The 25,524-nt window shown below is 53.2% G+C and carries 21 protein-coding genes; 17 read left to right on the plus strand and 4 right to left on the minus strand.

Annotated elements, in window-relative coordinates; genetic code table 11:
• Positions 1 to 160 precede the first annotated feature (160 nt).
• The 6 genes from MKY58_RS02290 to MKY58_RS02315 all read left to right on the plus strand — a co-directional run bounded on the left by MKY58_RS02290 (position 161) and on the right by MKY58_RS02315 (position 5,572).
• Entirely contained in the window at positions 161 to 898 is a 738-nt protein-coding gene (locus tag MKY58_RS02290; protein WP_339323287.1) for a response regulator transcription factor, read from the plus strand.
• A complete protein-coding gene (locus MKY58_RS02295; RefSeq protein ID WP_339323288.1) occupies positions 895 to 2,343 on the plus strand; it encodes a HAMP domain-containing sensor histidine kinase in 1,449 nt (482 codons plus the stop codon). Before MKY58_RS02290 ends, MKY58_RS02295 begins: the two co-directional genes overlap by 4 nt.
• Before the next feature lie 101 nt (positions 2,344 to 2,444).
• Positions 2,445 to 3,386 carry a DUF5643 domain-containing protein gene (locus tag MKY58_RS02300; RefSeq protein WP_339323289.1) on the plus strand — a complete coding sequence of 314 codons (942 nt, stop codon included), beginning with the start codon at positions 2,445 to 2,447 and terminating at the stop codon, positions 3,384 to 3,386.
• A 204-nt stretch (positions 3,387 to 3,590) separates the two neighbouring features.
• Positions 3,591 to 4,127, plus strand: coding sequence for a sigma-70 family RNA polymerase sigma factor (locus MKY58_RS02305; RefSeq protein WP_339325021.1), 537 nt, complete (start codon positions 3,591 to 3,593; stop codon positions 4,125 to 4,127).
• On the plus strand, positions 4,114 to 5,316 hold the full coding sequence (locus tag MKY58_RS02310; RefSeq protein WP_339323290.1) for a DUF4179 domain-containing protein: 1,203 nt from the start codon (positions 4,114 to 4,116) through the stop codon (positions 5,314 to 5,316). The genes MKY58_RS02305 and MKY58_RS02310 overlap by 14 nt, the downstream gene beginning before the upstream one ends.
• 115 nt (positions 5,317 to 5,431) lie before the next feature.
• A complete protein-coding gene (locus tag MKY58_RS02315) occupies positions 5,432 to 5,572 on the plus strand; it encodes a hypothetical protein (RefSeq protein WP_197069941.1) in 141 nt (46 codons plus the stop codon).
• Positions 5,573 to 5,696: 124 nt separating this feature from the next.
• On the opposite strand, the gene MKY58_RS02320 is transcribed toward MKY58_RS02315, so the two are convergent.
• Positions 5,697 to 6,245 carry a cysteine hydrolase family protein gene (locus tag MKY58_RS02320; RefSeq protein WP_339323291.1) on the minus strand — a complete coding sequence of 183 codons (549 nt, stop codon included), beginning with the start codon at positions 6,243 to 6,245 and terminating at the stop codon, positions 5,697 to 5,699.
• A gap of 73 nt (positions 6,246 to 6,318) precedes the next feature.
• Entirely contained in the window at positions 6,319 to 6,693 is a 375-nt protein-coding gene (locus tag MKY58_RS02325) for a helix-turn-helix domain-containing protein (RefSeq protein ID WP_339323292.1), read from the minus strand.
• A 245-nt stretch (positions 6,694 to 6,938) separates the two neighbouring features.
• Between MKY58_RS02325 and MKY58_RS02330 the strand changes: the two genes are divergently transcribed.
• The 5 genes from MKY58_RS02330 to MKY58_RS02350 all read left to right on the plus strand — a co-directional run bounded on the left by MKY58_RS02330 (position 6,939) and on the right by MKY58_RS02350 (position 13,558).
• On the plus strand, positions 6,939 to 8,738 hold the full coding sequence (locus MKY58_RS02330) for a histidine kinase (protein ID WP_339323293.1): 1,800 nt from the start codon (positions 6,939 to 6,941) through the stop codon (positions 8,736 to 8,738).
• Positions 8,739 to 8,755: 17 nt separating this feature from the next.
• Complete coding sequence (locus MKY58_RS02335; protein WP_339323294.1) at positions 8,756 to 10,087, plus strand: response regulator; 1,332 nt, start codon at positions 8,756 to 8,758, stop codon at positions 10,085 to 10,087.
• A 108-nt stretch (positions 10,088 to 10,195) separates the two neighbouring features.
• Positions 10,196 to 11,119 carry a sugar ABC transporter permease gene (locus MKY58_RS02340; protein WP_339323295.1) on the plus strand — a complete coding sequence of 308 codons (924 nt, stop codon included), beginning with the start codon at positions 10,196 to 10,198 and terminating at the stop codon, positions 11,117 to 11,119.
• Complete coding sequence (locus MKY58_RS02345) at positions 11,116 to 11,991, plus strand: carbohydrate ABC transporter permease (protein ID WP_339323296.1); 876 nt, start codon at positions 11,116 to 11,118, stop codon at positions 11,989 to 11,991. Before MKY58_RS02340 ends, MKY58_RS02345 begins: the two co-directional genes overlap by 4 nt.
• A gap of 118 nt (positions 11,992 to 12,109) precedes the next feature.
• Complete coding sequence (locus tag MKY58_RS02350) at positions 12,110 to 13,558, plus strand: extracellular solute-binding protein (RefSeq protein ID WP_339323297.1); 1,449 nt, start codon at positions 12,110 to 12,112, stop codon at positions 13,556 to 13,558.
• A 226-nt stretch (positions 13,559 to 13,784) separates the two neighbouring features.
• Here MKY58_RS02350 and MKY58_RS02355 read toward each other — a convergent pair whose 3' ends face one another.
• Both MKY58_RS02355 and MKY58_RS02360 read right to left on the minus strand, forming a co-directional pair.
• Positions 13,785 to 16,682 carry a carbohydrate-binding protein gene (locus MKY58_RS02355; protein WP_339323298.1) on the minus strand — a complete coding sequence of 966 codons (2,898 nt, stop codon included), beginning with the start codon at positions 16,680 to 16,682 and terminating at the stop codon, positions 13,785 to 13,787.
• Positions 16,683 to 17,093: 411 nt separating this feature from the next.
• Positions 17,094 to 18,128, minus strand: a complete 1,035-nt coding sequence (locus tag MKY58_RS02360) for a LacI family DNA-binding transcriptional regulator (protein WP_339323299.1) — start codon at positions 18,126 to 18,128, stop codon at positions 17,094 to 17,096.
• A 340-nt stretch (positions 18,129 to 18,468) separates the two neighbouring features.
• On the opposite strand from MKY58_RS02360, the gene MKY58_RS02365 reads away from it, so the two are divergent.
• The 6 genes from MKY58_RS02365 to MKY58_RS02390 all read left to right on the plus strand — a co-directional run bounded on the left by MKY58_RS02365 (position 18,469) and on the right by MKY58_RS02390 (position 25,387).
• Positions 18,469 to 19,668 carry an ABC transporter substrate-binding protein gene (locus MKY58_RS02365; protein ID WP_339323300.1) on the plus strand — a complete coding sequence of 400 codons (1,200 nt, stop codon included), beginning with the start codon at positions 18,469 to 18,471 and terminating at the stop codon, positions 19,666 to 19,668.
• 58 nt (positions 19,669 to 19,726) lie between these two features.
• Positions 19,727 to 20,620 (plus strand): sugar ABC transporter permease, encoded by an 894-nt coding sequence (locus MKY58_RS02370; protein WP_339323301.1) that lies wholly within the window; start codon positions 19,727 to 19,729, stop codon positions 20,618 to 20,620.
• Positions 20,621 to 20,637: 17 nt separating this feature from the next.
• Entirely contained in the window at positions 20,638 to 21,462 is an 825-nt protein-coding gene (locus tag MKY58_RS02375; protein WP_339323302.1) for a carbohydrate ABC transporter permease, read from the plus strand.
• Between the two features lie 20 nt (positions 21,463 to 21,482).
• Entirely contained in the window at positions 21,483 to 22,784 is a 1,302-nt protein-coding gene (gene melA, locus MKY58_RS02380) for an alpha-galactosidase (protein WP_339323303.1), read from the plus strand.
• A complete protein-coding gene (locus tag MKY58_RS02385) occupies positions 22,781 to 23,734 on the plus strand; it encodes a carbohydrate kinase family protein (protein WP_339323304.1) in 954 nt (317 codons plus the stop codon). The genes melA and MKY58_RS02385 overlap by 4 nt, the downstream gene beginning before the upstream one ends.
• Positions 23,735 to 23,851: 117 nt before the next feature.
• The gene (locus MKY58_RS02390) at positions 23,852 to 25,387 is read left to right on the plus strand and encodes a right-handed parallel beta-helix repeat-containing protein (RefSeq protein ID WP_339323305.1); all 1,536 of its coding nucleotides are present in this window, start codon (positions 23,852 to 23,854) and stop codon (positions 25,385 to 25,387) included.
• Positions 25,388 to 25,524 lie beyond the last annotated feature (137 nt).

The raw sequence follows: 25,524 nt of genomic DNA on the forward strand, positions 1-25,524 counted from the left end.
CATCAGCGTATCAATCGAAACTGTAGCCCATCTGTAGCCAACCTTACATTATCCTTACAATTGACATTCGTTTCGCATGGGACGATCATAGCAATGTATATTTTTAAATGAATAGGGCGGACAAGCCGCCAACATACAAGTGGAGGAAGAAATCATATTGATGCATGAACGAAGAGAGATCGAGGAGCGTACGATTCTTGTCGCGGATGACGAGCCGGAGATTGCGGAGCTGCTGAAACTGTTTCTGGAGCGGGAGCGCTGCCGCGTGATCGTGGCGGGAAACGGGCAGGAGGCATGGAGGATCATTCAGCAGGAACAGGTGGACCTGGCCGTGGTCGATATTATGATGCCGGAGCTGGACGGCTACCAGCTGATCGGGCGGATCCGGGAAAAACATACGATCCCCGTTATCATTTTGTCGGCCAAGGGCGGTGACGTGGACAAGGTGACCGGGCTTGGGATCGGGGCGGACGACTACATCTCCAAACCGTTTAGCCCGATCGAGGTGGTGGCGAGAATCAAAGCCCAGCTTCGCCGTTATTATGAGCTGAAAGGGGCCGGCGGAGACGGTGCTTCGCCGAAGCTTGCCACCGTCTGCGGGCCGCTGAAGCTGGATCATGAAGCCTGCATGCTGTACAAACGAGGCGAAGAGATTGCGCTTGGGCCGCTCGAATATAAGCTGCTCAAGCTTTTGATGGAATCGCCGGGAAGGATATTCACGAAACGCCAAATATACGAAAACGTATGGAACGAGCCTTATCTGGAGGACAGCAACACCGTCATGGTTCAGATCAGCAGGCTGAGGGACAAGCTGGAGGACGACCCGCGGGAACCGCGGTTTCTCGTGACCATTAAAGGGCTGGGATACAAACTGGATCCAAGGGACGTGGCGCCATGAGGAACATGCGCAGCGTCCATGCTGGCTTAATGCTGAATTACGTCCTTTTTTCCGTCATTCTCGGCATCATTGGTTTCATGGTGTACAAAGGCATGTACGATGCGCGGGACCAGTACTTGAACCAAACGCTGCCTATGGTCGAAGCCAGCCATTTGATCCGGGACGATTGGGAAAAGATCCCCTATGAAACCGTTCAATCCTTGGGCGGTTACATTCAGGTGCTGGATTCCGATTTGCACGTCGTTTTTTCGCGCGGCAGCGGCAAGGAAAAAGCCAAATCCGCTTATACGGAGGAGGAGGTGTACGCGATGTTTTATGATGGAAACCGTTCGGCCTACTATTCCTTGGCGCCTTTCGTTGCGCCTGACGGCCGGCCATACCGGCTGCTTGTCGCGATCCCGGGCGGGGCCGTTCAGAAGGAAAGCCGGTTGGCCAAGACGAACGCCGAAACCACCCGCGTATTTGTCGGTTTTCTGCTGCGGGGCTTGTTGTGGTTCGCCGCCGCGTTTTTGGCAAGTGTATGGCTGTACAGCCGGATCACGGCCAAACGGATTACGAAGCCGCTCGCCGCGGTAACCCGCGGACTCGACCGCATCGCCGAAGGCTGGGAAGACGAGAGGCTTTTTTATCGGGCCGACCGGGAGCTGATGGACCTCCAGTTTCGCTTCAACCGCATGGCCGACAGGCTTAAGCAGGCCGAGGCGGCCAAACGGAAGCTTGAAGAAGGGCGCCGCCGGATGATGATGGATATTTCCCATGACCTCAAAACGCCGATTACGACGATCCAAGGTTATGCGGAAGTGCTGCGGCTCGGCATGGAACAGGACCAAACGCAACGGTTCGAATTCGCAAACCGCATTTATTTGAAAGCCAAGTTCATCGCTTCGCTTGTCGATGACTTGTTCGAGCTGACCAAGCTTGAAAGCTTGGAGCCGGCGTACGAGCGCAGGACCGAAGATTTGGCGGAGCTGTGCCGTACCGCGGCGGCCGATCTATATGATTCGTTTGAGCAAAAAGGCATCGCCTTCGATGTCCGGATTCCGGAAACGCCGGTCAGGGTGTGCTGCCACGAGGGGCTGATACGCCGGGCGGTCACGAATTTGTTGGCCAATGCGTTGAAGTACAATACGGAGGGGGCCCGTGTATGGCTATCGCTGGAGGTTTCGGAAGAAAACGTTCGGGTGACGGTAGGAGATAACGGGCCGGGGATCTCGGACCAAGTGAAAGAAACCGTGTTCGAGCCGTTCGTTCGAGGCGACCGGGCCCGCCGGAGCGACGGCGGGAGCGGGCTGGGACTATCCATCGCCAAAGGCGCCGTCGAGCGGCATGACGGGCGGATTTGGCTCGATCCGGAAGCGAAAGGCACCGTCATTCACATCCTCCTCCCGACTCAACATTGCACGGAAGGCGCCAAGGTTAAAGGGCGAACGAAAATGACAATTTGAGCCATGCCTACGCAAACGCCGTATAACATTTCCGGTCCCCGGTCCATCTAATCCTATAGAGGGCCCTCGAACGATACTGAAATGTTTAGGAGGAACTATAAATGAAGTCGATATATAAAGTGATGAGCGCCGCCGTCTTGGCCAGCTGCGTATTGGGAGGAGCCGCATGGGGGACAGCCTACGCCGCCCAGGCTCAGGCAACCAAATCCGCTTCCGGCACCGTGACTCAGCAAGACATTTCCCTGCGCGTCTCCAAGGCGACATACGACGGCAACGTCGTTCAGCTGGAAGTCGAACGTAACGGAAAGGGCCTCGTCGGAGGCATGACCGACTGGAAATGGGATGATCAAAAACAAGAAAGCGTTCAGGAAAAAGGAGCGATTACATCCCTGGAACTCTTTATTAACGGTATCTCCGCCAATGCGTACGGCGGGTCCAAGCTATGGGAGCGCCCCAACGTTACTTGGCAAGCGGGCTCCGGCCCGGACAAAGCGCTCATCACGATGGCCGATGCGACTTATCTCGGAGATATAGCCAGCCTGAAGGCTTTGCCGGACAACTTCAAACTCACGGCGAAGATTACGCTGAAAGGCGTCAACAAGCCGTATACGCTGAACGTTCCCGTACAAAAAAATGCAGGCACGGTGCAGAAGCTGAATCCGAACATCACGAAAAAATCGGGTAAAACCTCCATTACATTCAAAAAGGCAAACGTGACTTCGCATTCCGCGAGACTGCAGCTGATCGTTACGGGGGTGGACGCGAACACGACGATGCTGTACGATTTTTATGACGATCAAGGCCGTAAAATCGAGCAGTTATCGGGCGGAAGAGGCACCGACGAAAACGGGGCCAAGGGGGTCATGTACCACGACTTCTTCCTGGATATGCAGGGGAAAAACATCAAGTCCATTACGATTAAGCCGGCCAAACCCGTCTTTGAGGAACCGGGCGCCACATCCGGCGCATTCAAGGTAGATGACCAAGGCGAAGTGGTGATGGAATACTTGAAAGATCTCGAAATGACTGCCAAGATAAAATAGAAGCAGCAGAATAAAAGGCTTATCCTACACTTTTTTTAGGGTTCAATGAATTTTGAAAACATCGCGGTCCCTTTCCGGCAGGCACCTGTTCGCCGGGAAGGGATTCTTCGTTCTGCCGCAATTTTTTCCATATAACATTTCGCGCCTCCGGACCATCTAATCCATAGAGGGCCTTTAAAAGGAGATGAAAGCAACGTGGTAACCATGGCACTTGAAGTCAAGAAGGCGCAGAAGGGAGACCTGGATGCGTTCGTCCGCATCATGCGCGGTCTGGAGCCCCGGCTGTACAGCTTGGCTAAGTCCATTCTGAGAAGAGACGAAGACTGCGCGGATGCGATGCAGGAGGCAACGCTGAAAGCCTATAAATCGCTGTCGACTTTAAGAAAACCTGAATATTTCAAGACATGGATGATCCGGATTCTTATCAACGAATGCAATCAATTGCTGCGAAACAGGCAGCGGACCGTGGTGATGGACGAGCTTCCGGAAGCGAAAACCTCGGAGGCTTATTATGGCAGCTATCAGAAGGTGGATCTTCAGGAGGCGGTGAGCCGGTTGGACGAGTCGCTTCGAATCGTCATCCATCTGTTTTATTATCAGGATCTTCCGATTAAGCATATTTCAGAAATTCTCGGCATTTCGAACGGTGCCGTCCGGGCGCGCCTGCACCGGGCAAGGGGCATTTTGGCGGATCAAATGAAAAACGGAAAGGAGGGGGATTTATCGTATGAGCCTGTTTGATTTGGAACGTGAACTGACACAATCCGGCAAGAAACAAATCGCCGCGGAGGTTCCGGAGCTGATCCGCCGCAAGCAGGATGAAATCTACGCCGCTTTGGCCGAAATGGAAGAGGACGCGCGGCCGGGAAGAGACCGTCAACGAAAGAAAACCGGCAAAATCGCTGCAGCGGCGTCGGCTGCCGCCTTGATCGCGGTTTTGGGAAGCGGCTTCGTTTCTCCGGCGATGGCTCAAACGATGAAACAGATCCCTGTCGTCGGCGGCATTTTTAAGCTTGCGGACGAATTGGGGCTGCGGACGGCGGAAGAACAGGGGCTTGTATCGAATCCCGAGGCCTACGACGAACATGACGGAACGGTTCTTAAAATACGCGAGGTCGTATTCGACGGCACGCTTCTGTCGTTTTCCCTTCAACGGGAGGGCGGAGATTTTCACGGAGGAATATCCGATTATAAAGAAGTTCGTTCGGGCGGCGAATCAAAAATCGTCTACGAAAAGGGAGCGATCAAAGATGCCGAAATGTTCGTGGACGGCGTTGCGATGAATAGTTTTCCGGGATCGTACCGTCCGGATTTGACATGGGAACCGTCGGCCGATGACGACGCGGTGTTGTTCCATGTCTTTAACAACAGCAATGGCTCGGTCCCGAATTCCACGCATTTGCCGGACAAATTTTCGCTCACATTGAAGATTACCCTGGAAGGCTTCAAGGATCCTTTCGTGATCACGCTCCCTGTCTATAAACAGGCGGATCGCGTGACCGTTTCATCCGGTGAACAGAAAACGTGGAACGGGCTATCCATGACGGTAAAAGAATTGGAATTCTCGCCGGTTTCAACGATCCTAAGGCTGGAAGTCCATGCCGACCATGAATGGACCGATGCCGAGAAGGGCAACCTGCTTTTTGAGGTGGTCGGAAGCAACGGCGAAAAGGGAAATCAAATCGGCGGCAAAGGGATTTATCCGGACCGAAAGACGGTAGCGTTCGATATCGTGCTGGATCGCTTCAAGGAAGCGCCCGAATCCGTCACCATCAAGCCGTTTATGCCCGTCTTTGCCAATCCGGGCGCGACCTTTGGCGGGTATGCGCTGGACGAGAACGGGGAGATTCGGAAACATTTCATGCAGGAATTGAACATGACGGTTCCCGTCGACCGGCCGCGCATCGACGAACTGTATCGTCTTAGATAGAGATGTTGCCGTTTTTGGCGGAAGGATAGGTTAAATCAGTCTATCGGATCGTGAGATCAAGATCGGGGTATGAAAACAAGGTCAGGCGCTCATGTTATGTATGGAGGTGAACGTTATGACTGGAAGAAACAACAAACCGAAGAATGACGGACCTGCCTCCTCCCCTGGACGGCTGGATCAATTCGGCGAGAAGCTGGCGGAAGATCAAGGAAAGAACCCGATGAACCCGGGGAAAAACGGCGGAAAGAGCTGCTGAGTTTATTTAGTTGAAAAGAAGCCGAGAGCAGAGATTTGCTCCAGGCTTCTTTTTTATGGTTCCGTGTTCAAAAGCATATCTGCCGCTCAGTAACGCGACAAAAGGAGCCTCTTATCATGTATGCCTAAATCATGTCGCGAAGGCTGCTTGTGGGGATGACTTGAGCAAACGTACCCTGCAGCGATGCCATAAAAACATCATGGACGGTTTGGGCCGGAATCACGGCACCGTTCCATTCCAAGTCCCTGGTGGCACACGCATCGTCCAGCAGCACCACTTCATATCCCAAGCGGCTTGCGCTTCGAACCGTCGAATCGATGCATATGTGGCTCATCATGCCGCAAATGACCAACCGCTTTGCTTGGATCGATTCAAGATGCTCTTGCAATTCGGTTTGAAAAAAGCTGTCCGGCGTATGTTTGACGATTACTTTTTCGTCGGATCGAGGTTTTACGCCTTCATGAATGCGGATTCCTTCGGTGCCGGGGAGGAAAAACGTAGCCTGCTCATCCAGAAGAATGCACTGAATATGAATGATGGGCAGGTTCTTTTCCCGGAACAGCTCCAATGCTTCTTGGGCATGAGTTAACGCCTGGTCGGGATGATATAACTCGTTTCGGCCCCCTTTGAAATAATCGTTCTGAATGTCTACCGATATAAATGCAGTATTCATGGTACATGGCTCCTTTGCTCGTAGAAAAGTTGGTTTCTACACGCATTATAGTACCGGTATGACGTACCGTGAATTACCCACTTTTTTGTGGGTATGGAATGCCTTTGCGGTCGAGAAGTTCGGTTTGCCCCATCTCCACCATGTAATCAATGCCTATTTCCTGCATGATCAACACCGCGTCCAGCAGCCTTTTTCCGCGCTCGGTAAGATAATATTCGACGTGCAGCGGATAACCCTCCGTTTTGATTTTATCGACGATTCCGGAAGACCTGAGCTCTCTTAAATGCTGCAGCAGCATCTTTTGGGTGATCTGGTCGATATCCCTCTCCAGTTGGGCCAAGGACATACTACCGTCTTTTAGTTGATAAATGATCATGGTTTTCCATTTGCCCTTTATAATGTCATGTACAACCTCTAAAGGGCAGGTACATTGCTCTCGAATCATCATCGGACTCACCTCTATGCCATCATATCAAAAACAGGAAAATTCTTCATTTGTTCGTTTGCTCCGTTTTTTTCGTTCGCCGCTTGTTTTTACCATAAAAAAACTGGCAAGCATCCCAAAATGCTTTACACTAGAGTTACATTTTCTGACAATCGCCGCGTATGTGGAAATGCCCATGATGATCGTAGAAATGCACATACTGGCCCGATTTTAGAACTGATATATTGAAAGGGCGGAGGTGTTGGCAGATGAAGCTGCGGAACCCGTTAACGAAAATGAACGTCAAGCAGCAGATGATCCTGCTGTTTCTGGTGCTCGTCATTCCGCTTTTTATCCTGAACAGTTACGGCAACGGCAAGGCCGGGCAAGTGTTGAAACGCCACGTGACCAATGCGTACATCGAGTTGAACAAGCAAAACTTCAAGCTCATCAGCCGGGATATCGAGACGATCAACAAGGTGACGTCCACCGTGCTGCAAAATGCGATGATTCAGCAGCTCAGCACGGCCGGGGACGAAACGATTTTGACCCGGGTGAAAAATTACGAAAAAATCGAGGTCATGCTCAATACCTATTCGCAGGAGACCGATGAGCGGGAGCCGCTGTATTATTCGCTGTACGTGTACGATCCGGATAACGCTTATTTTTTTGCCCCTTATTACCCGGAATCGAAAAAGTCGGGGCTGTATTTCTTTTCGAGCGAGAAGGAAAAACCGGAATGGTTCGACGAAGCCGTTTCCCGCAAAGGGAACGGTTATTTGAGGCTGACGGATCATCTTTCCCCTCCCGTGAAGGGACAGAAGGATCAGCAGACGCTTCTTTACGTGCGGGCGATCAACAACATCTACAAAGGCGGGACGATCGGCGTGCTGGCGGTGTCCAACGTCGATGCCCGGATCGGCGAATCCTTGAAAACGGTGTCACTGCCGGAAGGCGAGATTTATTTTACCGATTGGAACAACCATATTTTGACGACGACGGAACAAGGGAGAACGGGCGTGCTCGACCTGCCGCCGGAGCTTGACCCCGGCAATTCCGCCATTGGCGTCAAGGACGTGATCGCGAAGGATTTCATCTACGTGGCGGATTACAATTACGTGCTTCAGCAGAAGCTGATCTACAAAGTGCCCGTCAAAGCACTGCTTCAGCAGCAGAACGAAATCAAGCGGGTCATTCTGGTCATTTCGATCGCTTATTTTATCGTCGGCCTGATCATCATTTTGTATTTCTGGCGGTCGCTGATGACGCCGCTGCAAAAGCTGGTGTTTTTCGTCCGCAGGTACGAACCCGGCCAGATCGTGCCGCAGACCCCGCTGCGGAAACGAAACGACGAGGTCAGCGTGCTGATCTCCACGATCTATGACATGGCGCGAAGGCTGAACGATCTCATCCATTATCAATACGCGATGGACCTGAAGCAGAAGGAATTCCAGCTTTCGCTTTTATACCAGCAGATCAACCCGCATTTGCTGTACAACACCCTGGAGAGCATCTACTGGAAAAGCATGATGGAAGGGAACACGACTTCCGCCGAAATGATCAAGGATTTGTCCAAGCTGATGAAAATCAGCCTCAGCCGCGGGCGGGAGCTGATTACGCTGGAAGAGGAACTCGAGCATGCCACGGCTTACATCAAGCTGCAGCAGAACCGGTACGATTATGCTTTCCGCGTCGAAATGGACGTACCGGAGCATTTGTATTCAGTCCACATTCCGAAAATCACGCTCCAGCCCCTGATCGAAAACGCGATCATTCATGGCATTAAAAATATGGGCGAAGACGGGGAAATCCGAATTGCCGCCGAAGAGCGCCGGGGCGTGCTGTACATCCGCATTTCGGACAACGGCTTCAAACCCGTGGATTACGAAACGATCCGCAAAGTGCTCGGCGACGATTCGCAGAATCCCGCGAAAGGGTACGGCATCCGCAACATTCACCAGCGCCTGCAGCTGCATTTCGGGCCCGAATACGGACTGGCTTACGAGGCGCGGGAAGGCGGAGGCACGACGGTCACCGTATCGCTGCAGATCACGAGGCAGGAGGACTAAAAGGAGGCACTAAAGCGATGTACAACATTTTGGTCGTGGATGACGAACCGCTGATTTGCAAAGGGCTGGCCGGGCTTTTGAACGCTTCGGGCCTTGGCATCGGCAAAATCATGACGGCGGGGAGCGGAGAAGAAGCGCTGGATTACATTCGCATGGAGGATATCGATCTGCTCATCACGGATATCCAAATGGGAGAAATGAGCGGGATCGAGCTGATGCATCAAGCCAAAATCGTCAAACCTTGGGTGCAGACGATCATCATTTCCGCGCACGAGACGTTTCAGTATGCGCAGATGGCCATCCGCCTGGGGGCGCGCGATTATTTGATCAAGCCGCTGAACAGCGAGCAGTTTCTCGACTCGGTGCGCAGCGTGCTGCTCAAGATGGATAAGCCGCTGCCGCGCACGGAAGAGGTGCTGTCGGGCGGCCAAGGGGATTTTCGCATGGAGGAACCGCAGCCGGAGGTTAACGAGCCGCTGAACCGTCTGCTCGCGGAAACCGTCGAACATCCGGATGAGCCGTATCCCGAGCAGCCGTATTACGAAAGCATCGGGATTGCCGGACCTTATTTCGCCGTCATCAAGGTGAAGCTTGCCTTGAACGGGACGGACGGGGAAAGCCCGTTTCCGGAAAAGGACATTCCGCTCATGCAGTACGCTTCGCTGAACATCATCCAGGAGCTGCTGGATCGGGAGCTGGATGCGCGGGTATTTTATGCGCCCGACCGCAGCATCAATATTTTGGCGCAATGGAGCGAGGAGGCATACGAGGAGCAGCATGCGAACCGGATCAGCCAGCTGGAGATGATCGGCCGGAGCATGCACCATCATATCGGCAAATATTTGAAAATGGAGTGCACGGTCGGCATCAGCCAGATCCTGAAAGGGCTGCAGTTCGTCCACGTACTCAGCCGCCAGGCCGACAAGGCGATGCTTTGGGCCCGGGAGCACGGCGATTACCACGTTTTTTATTACGGCGATTTCAGCTGGCATAACTATGCCCGCGACCCGAACCCCGACGAGCTTTCCACCCAGAGCAACCGCATCGTGGAGCAGGCCAAAGCCTACATCGAAGACAACTACTGCCAAAAAGGGCTCACGATCCAAGAGGTCGCAAGGCGCAACCATGTCAGCCCGAACTATTTGAGCTATTTATTCAAAAAAATGACCGGCTTCAACCTGTGGGAATACGTGGTGAAGCTGCGGATGGAGGAAAGCCGCTCGCTGCTGCTGCACACCGATCTGCGCCGCTACGAAATCGCCGAGCGGGTCGGCTACGAATCGCCGGAGCACTTCAGCAAAATTTTCAAAAAGTACTACGGCGTCAGCCCGAGCGACCTGAAGAAATAGAAGAAGTAAGATCAACCATAATTCACATAGAACTAGACATGTTCCAGGGCAGCTCCCTTTCCTACAATGAAACGTAAGCTGGAAATCAACAAGGAATGAGGGAGAACCATGGGGGAGCCAGGTTTGGTGAGGCAGCCGGCCATCGAGAACCAATCGTCCAAAAGAAGAGGCCTTTTGAAAAAGCACTTTTGGGGATACATGTTTTTGCTGCCGGCTGTCGTGATTTTTATTTTGTTTTTATGGGTGCCGATCGCCAAAGGGGCTTTGTACAGCTTTTACGAGATCGATTTCGTCAATGGCAACACCTTTGTCGGTCTGGACAACTACGTCCGGGTGTTCCATGATCCTGACGTATGGACGGCGATCAAAAATACGCTGTATTACATGCTGCTGACGGTCATTATCGGATTTTGGGTGCCGATCGTCGCTTCCATCGCGATTTCGGAGCTGCGCCGGTTCCAAGGCTTCGCGCGCATCGCCGCCTATTTGCCGTTCGTCGTGCCCGGCGTGGTGCTGTACGGCATGTGGAGATGGATGTACGATCCGGTCGGGCCGATCAACGGGCTGCTCAGCTCGCTCGGCGTCGATCCGGTGTCGTTCATTTCGGACAGCCGCTGGTCGATGATCGCGATCGTGTTCATGGAGACGTGGCAGCAGTTCGGGTCGGCGATGCTGATTTACCTGGCCGGCGTGCTCAGCATTCCGCGGGATTGGTATGAGGCGGCCGAGATCGACGGCGCCGGCGTATGGAGCCGGATTCGGCACATCACGCTTCCTTCGATGCGCAGCCTGATCATCCTGATGTTCATTTTACAGGTCATCGGCACGTCGCAGGCATACCAGTCGCAGCTGGCCTTGCTGGACGGCGGACCGAACAACGCGACGCTGACGTATGCGCTGCTCATCGTCAAATACGCCTTTACGCGGCTGGATTACGGCACGGCCACGGCGCTCGGCATGCTGATGTTCATCGTGCTCAGCCTGGTGGGCCTTCTTCAATACAAGCTGAACAAGGAGGAGTATGAAAGATGAGCAAGCAGCATGAACGCGGTATCCTGTCCGATTCCGACCTGAAAAAGCCGTTGAACCGGGTCGTGTACGGCCTCATGGTGTTCGGCATCCTCGTCATGATCGTGACGATGCTGTATCCGATTTTGATGACGATGTTCAACGGCCTGAAAACGAATCAGGAAGTCAACACGTTTCCGCCGCATTTTTTCCCGGAGACGTGGAACTGGAGCAACTTCAAGGAAGGCTGGGAATACATCGATCTGCCGATGTTCCTGAAAAACACGCTGTTTGTATTCGCCGGCAACCTGGTGATGACGATTTTCGTGCTCGGCCTTGCGTCCTTCAGCATTTCGCGCCTGAAGGTGCCCTATCACCGGGCGATCTACTTCTTTATTTTGATGACGTTATTTATTCCGGCTTCGAGTTACATGATTCCGAACTTCGTCAACCTAAAGGACCTCGGGCTGCTTAACACCTTCTGGGCGTTCTGGCTTCCGGCGGGGGCAAGCGCGTATTATTTCCTGCTGATGAAAAATTTTTTTGACGGCATCCATCCGGAAATCTTCGAGGCCGCGCGAATCGACGGAGCTTCGGAAATCAACAGCTACATCCGCATTGCGGTCCCGCTGTCCGTGCCGATTTTTGCGACGCTGGCGATCTTTATTTTTTCGGGCGCCTGGAACGACTGGTTCTGGCCGTCCCTGGTGCTGCACAGCGAAGAGAAATACACCTTGGCGACGGCGATCTACAAATACGTCATCAACGCGCGCAGCATGGACAACAGCATCAAATTCGCGATCCTCTTCATGGTCATGGTGCCGCCGATTTTCGTGTTCCTAGTGTTCCAGCGGTTTATTATGCGGAGCGTCAGCCTGTCCGCGGTGAAGGGATAACATCCGGCAACATCGTAGGCCTGCACACGAAGGGCATATGATTGCACATCGTTAGAACGAATCATCTCTTTTATGATAAAAGGGCAAGTATAACTTTGAAACGAAAAGGGGAGTTTCCATGCGCAAGTTTTCCATGTTGCTGCTCAGCCTGATGCTGTCGGCCGCCATGCTGGCAGCCTGCAGCGGCAATAAAACGGCGGAGGATAACAAAAGCGGAACCGATTCCCAAGGCACGGGCGGGACGGGAAGCAAAACCGAAGAACCGGCCAAAACGGACGACATTTCGCAGAAAAAGATCACGATCAAGATCCACTATCCGCTGCCGGACCAGAAGGAAGCCAGAGCCCAGGAAGACGATAAAATCAAACGGTTTACGGAGAAATATCCGAACGTGACGATCGTCAAGGACGACTGGCAGTACAACGTGAACGAAATCGGCATCAAAATGGCTTCGAACGAGGCGCCGACGTTCTACAACACCTTCGCGACCGAAGCCCAAATGCTCGTCGAGCACGGCTGGGTGGCGGACATCAGCGACCTCTACAACAGCTGGGAATACAAGGACGAGATGAACCCGCTCCTGCAAAACCAGTTTATCGTGGACGGCAAAGTGTACGGCATCACGCAAAACGGTTACGTGACCTCCACCGTCATCAACAAAGGCCTTTTGGATGCCAAGCAGGTTCCATTGCCGGACATGGACTGGACGTGGGATGACATGTACAACACCGCCAGAGGCGCCACGGACGCCAAGAAGGGCATTTCCGGGATCGCGCCGATGGGCAAGGGCAACGAGGCCGGCTGGAACTGGACCAATTTCCTGTTTGAAGCCGGGGGAGAAATCCAAAACATCGAAGGCGAAAAATATACGGCGGCCTTCAACTCCGATGCCGGCGTCAAAGCGCTCGACTTCTACAAAAAGCTGAGATGGGAAGCGAACGCGATCCCGCAGGACTGGGCGCTCGGATGGAGCGACGCGATTAACGCGTTCCAACAGGGACGGACGGCCATGGTCATCGCGGGCGCATACGATATTATCGACTCCGCCTTGAACCAGGGCGGCCTCAAGCCGGAAAACGTCATTGCCTATCCGATGCCTGCGGCGGAAAAAGGCGGCAAGCATATCGGCATTTTGGGCGGCAACTATTTGGTCATCAACCCGAACGCGACGAAAGAAGAGCAGGAAATGGCTTTCCGTTACATCACGTTCGATTACTTCACGGATAAAGGCCTGGAAGCCCTCGACGCCAACATTCAGGAGCGCAAGGGCAAAAACAAATATTACGTGCCTGCTCCGCTGAACTACTTCAGCGACAACTCCGAATACGCGAAAAAGGTCAATGCCATCTACGCCAAATACGACAACGTCTACCATTACGACGAAAAAATGCTGAGTCTCATCGACGGCAAACCTGAAGCGCAGTACGGAACGCAGGACTATTACGGCGCCATGTCCAACGTCGTGCAGGAGTCCTTCTCGAAGAAAGGAACGGATTCGAAAGCGCAGCTGGACGCAGCGGCCAAACTCGTGCAGACGAAGTTTTTCGACCAGATCAAAGCGCAATAATCGATATTCAAAGAAGCAAAAAGAGGTTCCACTCGGGCGCGCACCCCGGTGGAACCTCTTTTTGCTTTCGGGATGCGGGGCATATAACGGGGACGGAGGACTGCCGCGGTTCGATTCCGCCTTACAGTCCTCCGTGGTGACTTTCTCTTTTAATTGTTATTCATATACGAGCCGGTTGGTGTGATCGGCCGGGCCATGTTCAGCTTGCCGAAGCCGGTTCGTTTGCTTACCAGTTGTTTCCCGACACCCGGATCACCTTAAAGTTCGGGCTTTTGTCTTCGCCGTAAATGGCCTTGATTCCGGGATTGTTCACTTTAACGTTGGTGAAGCTTGCCGCGCCGACTACGGGCCCTTGCCCGTCTTCCGCTTTGGCTACAAGCTTGATGCCGTAGCGGGTCGGATTGTTGATGTTGATGTTCTCCAGGCGGATGTTTTCCATCGGTAGGTTTTCCGGGGATTTGGATTGGAACATCAGCCCGAAATACACCGGATTGTTGATGTCGACGTTTTTGACGACGATATTTTTGAAGCTTCGGTCGCCGCCGTAGAACCAAATCGCGCCGAAGTTCTGGTAGTCGTTGATTTTATCGTCGGCCCCGACGCTGGTCCAGAAATCTCCGCCCGTGCGGTCGAGCGTCACGCCGTCGATGACGGTATCCTGATCGCCGAAACCTAACGTGTTGTATCCGAAGCTGAGGCTGCTGACGGTCACGCCCGGGTAGGTCAACGTATCCGCGCCGTACAGGTTCTGGAACAGGTTGCCTTGACCGCCGTAGACCGCAAAAGCGGCCGCGCGTCTGACGTTGGTGGCGGTGAGGTTGGTGTACTTGTTGCCCACGTTGTAGGATCCGCCCGAATCGATCGCGCTGAATAACGCAAACGAGTCGTCTCCGGTGCCGCGGGCGTAGTTGTTGTCGATGATATTGTAGGACGATCCGTTGGTCATGTTGATGCCGTCCGCGAACATGTTTTTGATCCGGTTGTTTTTGAATGTGTTGTAGGAAGAGTTGACCCCCCAATAGAGGCAGACGAAATGCTCCGCCCAGACGTTTTCGACGGTTACGTTCCGCATGCCGTTCCCGTCGATGAATTTGCCGGGACCGTCCTGCCTGTACACATAGTTGCCCCAGGCGGACAAGTTCTTGATCGTTGAACCGTTTGCTTCCGATCCGATATTAAATCCGACATCGGTATTCGTTTGGTTTTGGGGGGCCATCAGTTTGGTGTGCCAAGGGCCTGCGCCGATAATTTCGGTGGCCCGGCCGTATAAGTAGATCTTGGAAGGAATCGTCCATTCGCCGGCCGGTATAAAGATCCCCTTTTTGGTCGGGTCTTGCCTGAATTCGTTCAGCGCCTGCTCAATCGATTTGGTGTTCGACACCTGGACGTATTTGCCGGGATCGGGATTAGCGGCGGGCGGAGCGACGTTTTCCGTTTCGATCATATCGACGTAAATCCACGGAACGTCTCCCGGGTCTTTTTGAATCTTGATCTTGGTGCCCTTCGGATAGACTTGGTCGAGCATGAGCTGGGCATCTTCGTACAGCCAATACGCCTTGGAACCCGAGTTGTCGTATCCCAGCCGGCCAAGCGTAGACGGCGTGGCATAGACGTACGAGAATTTGGACGAGACGGCAAAGGTGCCTTTTTTCACGCCGTCGACGTACACGCTGACCGTTCCGGCGGTGTTCTCCGCAACGGCATTGCGAAGCACGAAAGCGTTCGCCGGGGAGGTGAGGGTGAACTCTACATATTCTCCGTTAGCGTCCAGGTAAACGGCCGAACGTCCGGAAGCTTCGCCCGCAAAATCGCCCGGGGTAAAGTTGGGAGCGAGTTTCGTTCCGTTCGTCTTGTTGGAGGAAGACTCGGCTTCAAGGATGGTGAAAGGCATGTTGGCGCCTCGGCCGGTGTGGTTGTCTCCCGAACCGAACCGGGTGACGGCGTTGCTTGGCGCGGAGGAATTGCCGGCGGCGTCTTTGGCGATGACGTAATAGGACACGGTTGCGTTCGAAGGCTGATTGTCCGTAAACGTAAGCGTCGATCCGTCGACGCTGCCGCGGAGCTGGCCGTTTGCGTAGATATCGTATCCGGCAACGCCTGCATTATCGGTCGCCGCATTCCAGGTCAGCTTGATCGTGTCCGGGGTCGGCTGCGTGAAAGCTAGATTTGCGGGGGCGGCAGGAGGTTCATGGTCTCCGTTGTCCGGCACGAACCGGATCCAGTTGATATTGAAGTCATAGCCGCTGGCATAGATGCGAAGCGTTTGCGGTCCTGCGTTTAACGTCACGTATGCAGTGACGGTTTGCCAATTTTGCCATCCGCCGGTGTTCGGCACCTTTGTGGTGGCAAGCGTCGCCGGGCCGGATTGAAGCTGAAGTTCGCCGGTGGAGGCATTGCTGGCCACCCGGTACTCGACGGCGTACGTGCCGGCGTTTTGCACGTTAACGTTGTAATCCAGCCAGTCGCCGACATGAATCCACCCGACGTTGAGGCCGCCGCCGGTATCCGTCGTCGGTTCGGTTTGGATGCCGTTCATGGCGCTATAATTTTCGGCTTCGATTTTGCCCGGGATCGCTCCGGGTTCGGCTTCGCCGCCGGAAGTGCCGTAAATTTCGATTTCCGAAAACTGCGCGGCCGGCCAGCCGGTATTGGCGGTGACGTGAACCCGCACGTAACGCGTATTGACGGCGGGGAAGTCGATCGCGACCGTATTCCCGGCATTCGGATCGAACGTATAGTTAGCCGATGCCTTGACGTTCGAGTAATTGGTTCCGTCCATGCTTCCCTGAATGGCTAAGGTCTGCGTCCGGCTTTCCCATCCGGAGGGAAGCTTCAGCACAGCCTGGTTGATGGCGGATTCTTTGCCGAGGTCAACCTGAATCCATTGCGGGAAGGCGTTGTTGATGCTTTCCCAGTAGGTGCCCTGATTGCCGTCCGTTACGTTGGAGGCGACATATACGTCGGCGTGGCCGGATGCCGTCGCAGGTTTGCCGGCCGCCAAATTTTGAGCGGCGGCTGCCCGGACAGGGCCGGGGAATCCCGCCGGACTAAGGAACATGCCCCATATCATGGTTAGGGTGCAAACGGAGGCCAAGATTCGTTTTTTGCTTCTCACGTTTTTCATTCTCCCTTTACAATAGTTTTTTTCGAGCGGCTCTGGGTCCCTGTTGTGCTACTCTTGCGTCCTCATAATGGAAAAATACTTCCTTTTATGCAAATGTAAGCGCTGCCTAAAATCGGGAAACACCTCCTTTATTTTCATGATAATCTAGTGCTGCATTATGATCATAAGGCAGTCTTTGCTTCGAATTGAAGTCGCATTTCTATCGACATTGTGTGCGGTATTATGAAATGTCGGGCATCTCCCCGAGTAAGCGGAAGGCCCTCAATCCCGTCTTATCGCGGGGTTGAGGGCCTCGTTGTCCGCATCGGACATCGGACGTGATGGAAGTTTTTCGGTTCCGGACCCGTTTCCAGTCCGATCTCGGGGCAGCATTGATCCGCCGTCCACCGTCCGTAATAGGTTATTCCCGGCTTATGGCTGCTTCGGTACGCGCCAATCGCTTGACTGCCGGAACATCGGTTCAAACGGCAGCAAAATTTTGACAGGCAGCGGATACGGGGAGTGGATGCATTGGAGCATCGTTTTTGCCGCAACGACCCCAAGCTCGAATGCCGGGATGTGGATGGTCGACAGCGGCGGCACCGTGTACCGCGACGGTTCGTTATCGTCAAAGCCGACGACGGCGAAGTCCTGCGGGATCCGGTAGCCCTTCTCCGAGATGGCTCGCATCGCGGCCATGGCCATAATGTCGCTGGCTGCGAATACGGCCGTCGGCAGCTGACCGACGGGCGGCTGCTCAAGGAATTTCAGCATCAGCCGGTAAGCATTGTCGGGCTCCCACTCGGCATTCAGGACATACTGCCTTTGGACGGCGAGACCGGCCTGCTCCAGCGCGGTTTTGTAGCCGCGGTAACGCTTTTCCCGCTCAAAGTTGCCGGAAAGGCCGGTTCCGCCGATGAAAATGATATCGCGGTGGCCTTGGTCGACCAGATGCGCAACGGCCATGCGCGCAGCTTCGACCCGGTCGTAGGAGATCGTCGGGATGCTCGGATCGGACACGTCGATGCCGACAATCTGTTTGACGTGCTTTTTCATATGGTTGTACATTTTTCCATCGAGGCCTTCGATCAAAATGATTCCTTCGATCTGCGGATCTTCCGTCACTTCCCGCCAAATTTCCGGCCGCTTCAGCTCCTCCTGCGTATGGGTAAAGGCGAGCTTGTAACCGTTTCTAGCCAATTCCTTGTCGATGCCTTCGCATATCACCGAAAAGTAGGGATGGTAATGGCGATCCTGCATCGTCGATACGATGCACCCGATTCCCTTGACCGTCGGAGCTTGATCTTGAGAGGCCGGCTTGACGGGGTACCCAAGGTCCCGTGCGGCATCCCAAATTTTTTGCTTGGTTTGGCTGTTGACCGAGCGGTTGGATTCGTTGGCCAGCACGCGGGAGACGGTGGAGATGGAAACGCCGACGCGTTCGGCTATATCTTTTAATGTGGGCATAACGTATAACCTGCCTTTTTTCGCTATGTCAGTCATGTTATTGCTTTTATTTTTGCGGCAAAATCCCACATTCTATGTTAAGGAAAAAGAGATGGGAGGTCAACTGCATTTAGCGCAAATACAGAAAAACACGAGAAAAATTTGCCGCAAAACATGAAATCGAAACCATTGACGTAATCCATTGAATGCGCTATATTTTCCATATGGATTGAGGAGCATTGCCATAGGAACTTGGATAAAGGTTGAAAGGAGGAGGAATGTGCGAACTTCTAAAGTTGCGGCAATTTTATTATTTTTTTGCGCATATTTTGCAATATCAGGATGCTCGGCAGGAGTAGGATTGAACGCAAGCGTTGACGGCAAGGTAAAGCTCGTTTTCTGGGCGCATCAGGAAGACGCTTTCGTTGCGGCTTATGAAAAGCAGATTGAAGCCTATCAAAACGAGCACCCCAACGTCGAAATCAAATTTCAAACCTTTCCTTACGAAATTTACAACCAGAAATTAAAAGCCTCTTTTTCGGCGAGGACCCCTCCCGACGTTGCTGAAATGTTCGGTACATGGGTGCCGGAATATTCCCGTCACGGCGCGCTTGCCGAGCTTCCGGACGGGGAATCGCTGAGCAAGGAGTATTACCCGGCGCCTGTCGGCGGTTATATGTTGAACGGCAAACTGTACGGGCTTCCGATGGAGTACAACATCGAAAACGGCGGCATGCTCATTCACCCGCAGATGTTGAAGGAGAAGGGAATCGACCGTCCGCCGACCACATGGGACGAACTCGTCGATGCCGCGAAAAAGCTGACCGTGCGGGATGGCAAAGGCTTGAAAGTGAAAGGCTTCGATTTCGTATCCTCCGATAACATCACCTTTTCGTTTCTCTCGCTCATTTTGCAGCAGAAGGGCCATTTCTGGGGCGAAGACGAGCACGTGAATTTCCAGACACCGGAAGCTGTCAAAGCGATGACGGCGCTTAAGGCGCTCGTCGCCGACAATAAAGTGGCGGATTTGACGACCTTCGGCAGCCAGCTGGATATCTCGGATTATTTTTTTCAAGGCAACTCCGCCATGACCTACCGCGGACCTTGGACGATCGCGGCGGGGCTGGATAACTACCAGGTGAAGGATTTCGATTACGTGCCCGTGCCGTCGTTCACCTCGGAAAAACCGTTTTTTGCGGCGGAATCCGGGTGGGGAACCGTCGTCGCCCAAAAGAGCAAGGCGAAAGCGGAAGCGCTCGATTTCATTCAATTCATGGCGCAGAAGGATCGTCTGAAAGCATGGAATCTCGACACCTTTACCGTTCCGGCCAAGAAGGAAGTTGCGGCTGACCCGGAATTCGTCAAGGAAAATCCATATATGAAAACATCGCTCTCCGTCCTTCAGTACGGGCAATGGATCGGTCCGATCGCGGACCGCGATTATTTCTTCAAGCAGGTGAATGATCATTTTCAACTGATTGCAGCGGGGAAAGAGAGCGTGGAAGACGGTCTCAAAACGATGGAGAGAGCGATAAACGATAGTCAGGACAACCATAAATGATCGGAGTGTCTGGATAATGAACGAAGCGACCGTAATAAGCGATAACAAGCGGGCAGGAATGCGAAAGAAGCCTGGCCGTTACCGCAACGAGCGGCGATTTGTATTCGCTTTCTTAACGCCTGTGCTGCTGTTGTTCGGCGTGTTTGCCTTCCTTCCCATTGCGTGGAGTCTGATTTTGTCCTTGTTTCAATACAACCCGATGAGCGATCATGCCCGCTACGTCGGCGCGGCGAATTATTTGCGCATGTTTACGGACGGGGTGGTCCTGAAATCGCTGTGGGTCACGTTCAAATTCGTCTTTATTACCGTCATTTCCAATCTTGTCATTACGCTTTTGATTGCGATGGCTATTCAGCGGGTGCGGGTACGCTGGCTCAAGGATTTATTCCGCACCGTATTTTTTCTTCCGACCATTGCTCCGCTTGCCGGGACGGCCATCGTCTGGAGCACGATGTTCAACTACCATAACGGCTTGTTCAACATGATCCTCGGCGAGCTCCACATCGCGCCGGTACAATGGCTGAGCGATCCGCATTACGCTTTGCTGTCGGTCATCATGATGACGTTGTGGGCCGATATCGGATACAACATCGTCCTGTTCATGGCGGGTCTTGATTCGATTCCGGAGATGTACTATGAAGCCGCCATTTTGGACGGGGCGAACCGTTGGCATTTATTCCGCCATGTGACGCTGCCGTTGTTAAGCAGATCGACGCTGTTTGTCACGATTACAACCGTTATTTCTTATTTTCAAGCATTTCCGCAGTTCCAGATCATGACCAAGGGCGAGCCTTTCAACGAAACGAGGGTACTTGCGCTGCAAATTTACGACCAGGCCTTTTCCAATTCGAATATGGGCTATGCGTCGGCTTTGGCCACCTTGTTCCTCGTGATTATATTAATCGTCACTGTGCTGCAGTTGAGATTGGGCCGTACGCAGTGGGAATATTGAAAGGAGTCTGAAAACGTATGCGTCGCAAAAATGTCTGGCTTGATACTGCCGTCACGGCTTTGCTCACGGTAGCAGCCTGTGTCATGCTGGTCCCCTATCTGTGGATGGTGCTTTCGTCATTCAAGGGCAACATGGACATCATTTCGGGCTCAGGCGGCTTTTGGCCCAAGCATCCCAGCCTGGACGGCTATCGTACGGTGTTTGCGGACGCTCCCTTCGGCGTCTGGCTCTTGAACAGCGCAGTCACTTCGGTCATCATCACGGCCGCCACGCTGTTTACCAGCGCGCTTGCCGGATATGTATTCGCCAAACATCAGTTTCGCGGCAAACGAATTTGGTTTCTGCTGATCCTGGCTACGATGATGATTCCCTTCCAAGTCATCATGATTCCGACGTATTTGATTACCGCCAAGCTTGGGCTCGTCAACAATTTGGCCGCGATCGTTTTGCCCAATCTCGTCAGCTCTTACGGCGTGTTCCTGGCGAAGCAGTTTATCGAGGAGATTCCGAACGATTTGCTCGAGGCTGCGAGAATCGACGGGGCGGGCGAACTGAAGTTAATGGTCCGCATCATCGCGCCGCTTATTTTTCCGATGTTGTCCGCGCTGGGGATTTTTACGTTCATGAATGCATGGAACAACTACTTATGGCCGCTCATCGTGCTGAACGATACCGAAAAAATGACGGTTCCGCTCGCGCTGGTCTATTTTAACGGCACCCATGTCGTCAATTACAATGTCGTGATGTCGGCCGCCGTCTTAATTACGATTCCCGTCATCGTCGTGTTCCTGATTTTCCAAAAGCAGTTCGTTAAAGGTTTGACGATGACCGGCATGAAATAAACAAAATGGAGAGAGAACATATGACGAAAATAACGATTATCGGCGCAGGCAGCGCTTTTACGCAAGAAATTGCCGTGGATATTTTAAACATCGAAGGCGTGGAGGGCGGTACGATCGCGCTTGTCGACATCGATGCGGATCGGCTGGAGATCGCCCGGAAGCTCGTCCTCAAAATTATCGAAATGACCGGGAAACGATGGGACGTCATCGCCTCCGTCGACCGCAGAGAGGTACTCGCCGGATCCCGGTTTGTCATTAATCAGATCGAAGTCGGCGGACTGCAGACCGTTCGGTATGAATACGAAATTCCATTGAAATACGGCGTGAATCAATGCATCGGCGATACGCTGGGCCCCGGCGGTTTGTTCAAAACGCTGCGAACGCTGCCGAGCTGGATGGACATCGTGCGGGATATCGAGGAGTTGTGCCCGGACAGCATTATTTTGAACTATACGAATCCGATGTCGGCCGTGACGCTGCTTACTTCCCGGATCACCGAGATCCCGGTCGTCGGGTTATGTCACTCGATCCAGAACACATCCAGACAGCTTGCCAAATATGCAGGCGTTCCTTACGAAGAGCTGCAATGGAAAGCAGGGGGCATTAATCATATGTCCTGGTTCGTGGAGCTGACGCATCAGGGCAAGAACTTATATCCGGTGCTTCGCGAAAAAATCAAGGACCCTGACCTGCTGAAAAAAGATCCCGTGCGTTTTGACGCGATGAAATACTTGGGAGCATTCGTCTCGGAATCGAGCGGACATTTCTCCGAATACATTCCGTATTACCGCAAACGGCAGGATTTGATCGATCTGCATTGCAGTTCCGGCTATAATGGGGCGACCGGCTTCTATGCCAACAACTGGCCGATCTGGCGCAAGGAGAACGATGAGCAGATCCTGCAAAAGCTTGAAGGAAAACTCCCGATCAGCCTGGAGTCCAGCAATGAATATGCCGCGATTATTATTGAAGCGATGCTGAAGAACGAACCGAAAGTGATTTACGGCAATGTGCCGAATGAGGGGCTTATTCATAATTTGCCGCAAAACGGCGTCGTCGAGGTCGCATGCATGATCGACCGGAACGGTGTAAACCCTTGCCGGTTCGGCGAGCTGCCGGAGCATTTGGCCGCGCTCTGCCGCTCCAATATGGCATTCTTCGAGCTGGCCGTCGGCGCCGTGCTCGAAAACGATAAAGAAATGGCGCGGCATGCGCTGATGGTGGATCCGTTATCGGCCGCCGTATGTTCCCTTAAAGAAATCAGCGACATGTTCGAAGAACTGTACGAAGCGGAGCGGGATTTCATCCCGGATTTGCGATGAGCGGAGCGGAAAAAGGGGGGACCGCCCCTACCGTCGTCATCGTCGGAGAGTTGAACGTGGATGTCATTGTTACGGGCAGCGACGTTATGCCGGAATGGAACCGGGAGAAAATCGTCGACGGCTTTCGGGTCGTCCTCGGTTCTTCCTCGGCCATCACCGCCTGCGCCCTTGCCAGTCTCGGGGCGGACGTCAGGTTCGTCAGCGTCGTTGGGGACGATGATTTCGGGACGTTCTGCATATCCGAATTGAAACGTATGGGAGTGAATACGGAACATATCGTCCGTTTGCCCGGCGTGCAGACAGGCGTGACGATGTCCTTCTCTACGCCGTCCGACCGCGGTTTGCTGACTTATCCGGGCAGCATTCCGCTTGTCGGACCGGAGCATGTCCCGGAAACGCTGCTGATGGAAGCAGACCATCTTCATTTCGGCTCCTATTATTTGCAGGACGGAATGAGGCCGCATTGGCCGAAATTTTTCAAGCGCGCACAAAGCCACGGCGTCAGCACTTCGTTCGACACGGGATGGGACGTAAGGAATGTATGGGACCGGGAAGGAATATGTGCGTTGCTGGTCCATACCGATTTGTTTATTCCGAGCGAGGAAGAGATTCTGCATATTTTCGAGTCGGCGTCTCTTGGCCAAGCATTTGCCAAAATCCCGCCGACTGCAGGCCGCATTGCCGTCAAGCAAGGATCCAAAGGGGCTTCGCTGCTTGAACCGGACGGCACGGTTATTTTGGCTGAGCCATACCGTGTGACGCCCGTCGATACGACGGGAGCGGGGGACTGCTTTAATGCCGGCATCATCTATGGGTATTTGCATGGAAAAACGGCTAAATCGCTGCTTCGCTATGCCAATGCATGCGGCGCGTTGTCGACGCTGGGCGTGGGCGGCGCCGGCAGCTTGCCGACGGCGGAGGGGATCGCCCGCTTGATGGCAAAAAAATAGCCTTTCGGCGAGCTAACCCGGTGTTACTGAGTTTTGAAGGAAACGAAGCCGATAGAGAGGGGAGGTGGTTTTGTAATCTTGTTCTAAAACCTATTAATGAAGGAGCTGATTGAAATCATGTTGAAATTCGGTAAACGTATGATCATGGGTCTGAGTATTGCCGCCTTGGCGGTCTCTCTTGGGAATACGGCACCGTCCAAAGCCGCGGCGGATGGAACGGCCGAGTATTACGTATCGCCAAACGGCAACGATTCGAATGCCGGGACGCTCGCCTCTCCTTGGAAAACGCTGCAGCACGCAGCCGACGTTGCCACACCCGGCAGTAAGGTTTACGTCCGCGGCGGAGTCTATAACCAAAAGCTGAAAATCACCCGTTCCGGGTCCGCGGAGCAAGGTACGATCACGTTTTCGAATTATGATAATGAAGTACCAATTATCGACGGCACCGGGCTCTCGGTCAGCGGAACGGAAGGAATCGTCGATCTGACCGATGCTAAATACATCACAATAAACGGCTTTGAAATCCGAAATTATACAACGACCCAAAACGGCGTTATGCCTGTCGGCATCTATGTGCATGGTACGGGCAGCAACATTACCTTATCGAACAATAAGGTCCATGACATCAAAAATACCGCTGCCCCGAAAGGATCGGACTTGGAAGGCAGGGATGCGCACGGGATCGCCGTATACGGCACGAAAGCGCCGGATTCCATCAACAACATTACGATCGACGACAACGAGCTTTACAATCTCGTCCTCGGCTCCAGCGAATCGCTGGTGGTGAACGGCAACGTCGATACGTTCCATATCACGAATAACGTGATCCACGACAACGACAACATCGGGATCGATGTGATCGGCTTTGAAGGCAAGTCCCCGAACGCCGCCTACGACCAGGCGCGAAACGGACTTATCAAAGGCAACAGAATCTACAATGTCACGTCCGCCAACAATCCGTCCTACGAGAAAGGCAGCACCGAAGCGGGCGGCATTTACGTCGATGGCGGCAAAGACAGCATCATCGAGCAGAACTACAGCTACAACAACGACATCGGCATCGAAATCGCATCCGAACATGCCGGCAAGTCGACCAGCAACATTACGGTGCGCAGCAATATGATTTACAAAAATCGCTTGACCGGCATTGCCATGGGCGGATATGACACGGAACGCGGCTCCACCAAGAATTGCAGCATCGTCAACAATACGCTTTATAAAAATGATTCCTTGGGCGAAGGAAACGGCCAACTATACGTTCAGTACGATACGGAAAATAACGTCATCAAAAACAACATCATGGTGGCCGGTTCCTCCGATGTCCTGATCTATAACGAATACACGAAAAATACGGGGAATATCGTCGATTATAATCTTTACTTCTCGCCAGGAGGCAGCTCCAACGCAACGTGGACATGGAAAAGCAAAGAGTACACCGGCTTCTCGGCGTATAAATCCAAAACAGGCAACGACGCGCACTCCATCTTTGCCGATCCGAAGTTCCTGAACGTTTCGAATAACGATTTTCACCTTCAGCCTGCGTCGCCGGCGATCGATGCCGGATCGACGGATACGGCCATCATTGGTGAATACGATATCGATGGTCAAGCCAGAGTGCAGGGTTCGTCCGTGAACATTGGGGCGGATGAATAGGGATAGATCGCATATTTTCTAATGACGGTCGGCTCAAGACGACTTGCGTCGAACCTTTATGCTCAATGAGCATAAAGGTTCTTTTTTTGCGTGGATGAAACGCGCTTTGTTAGAACCCGCCTTGATCTCTTTGTTTT

Source organism: Paenibacillus sp. FSL W8-0194, from assembly GCF_037969745.1.
Taxonomy (GTDB): Bacteria; Bacillota; Bacilli; order Paenibacillales; family Paenibacillaceae; genus Paenibacillus_AQ; species Paenibacillus_AQ cookii.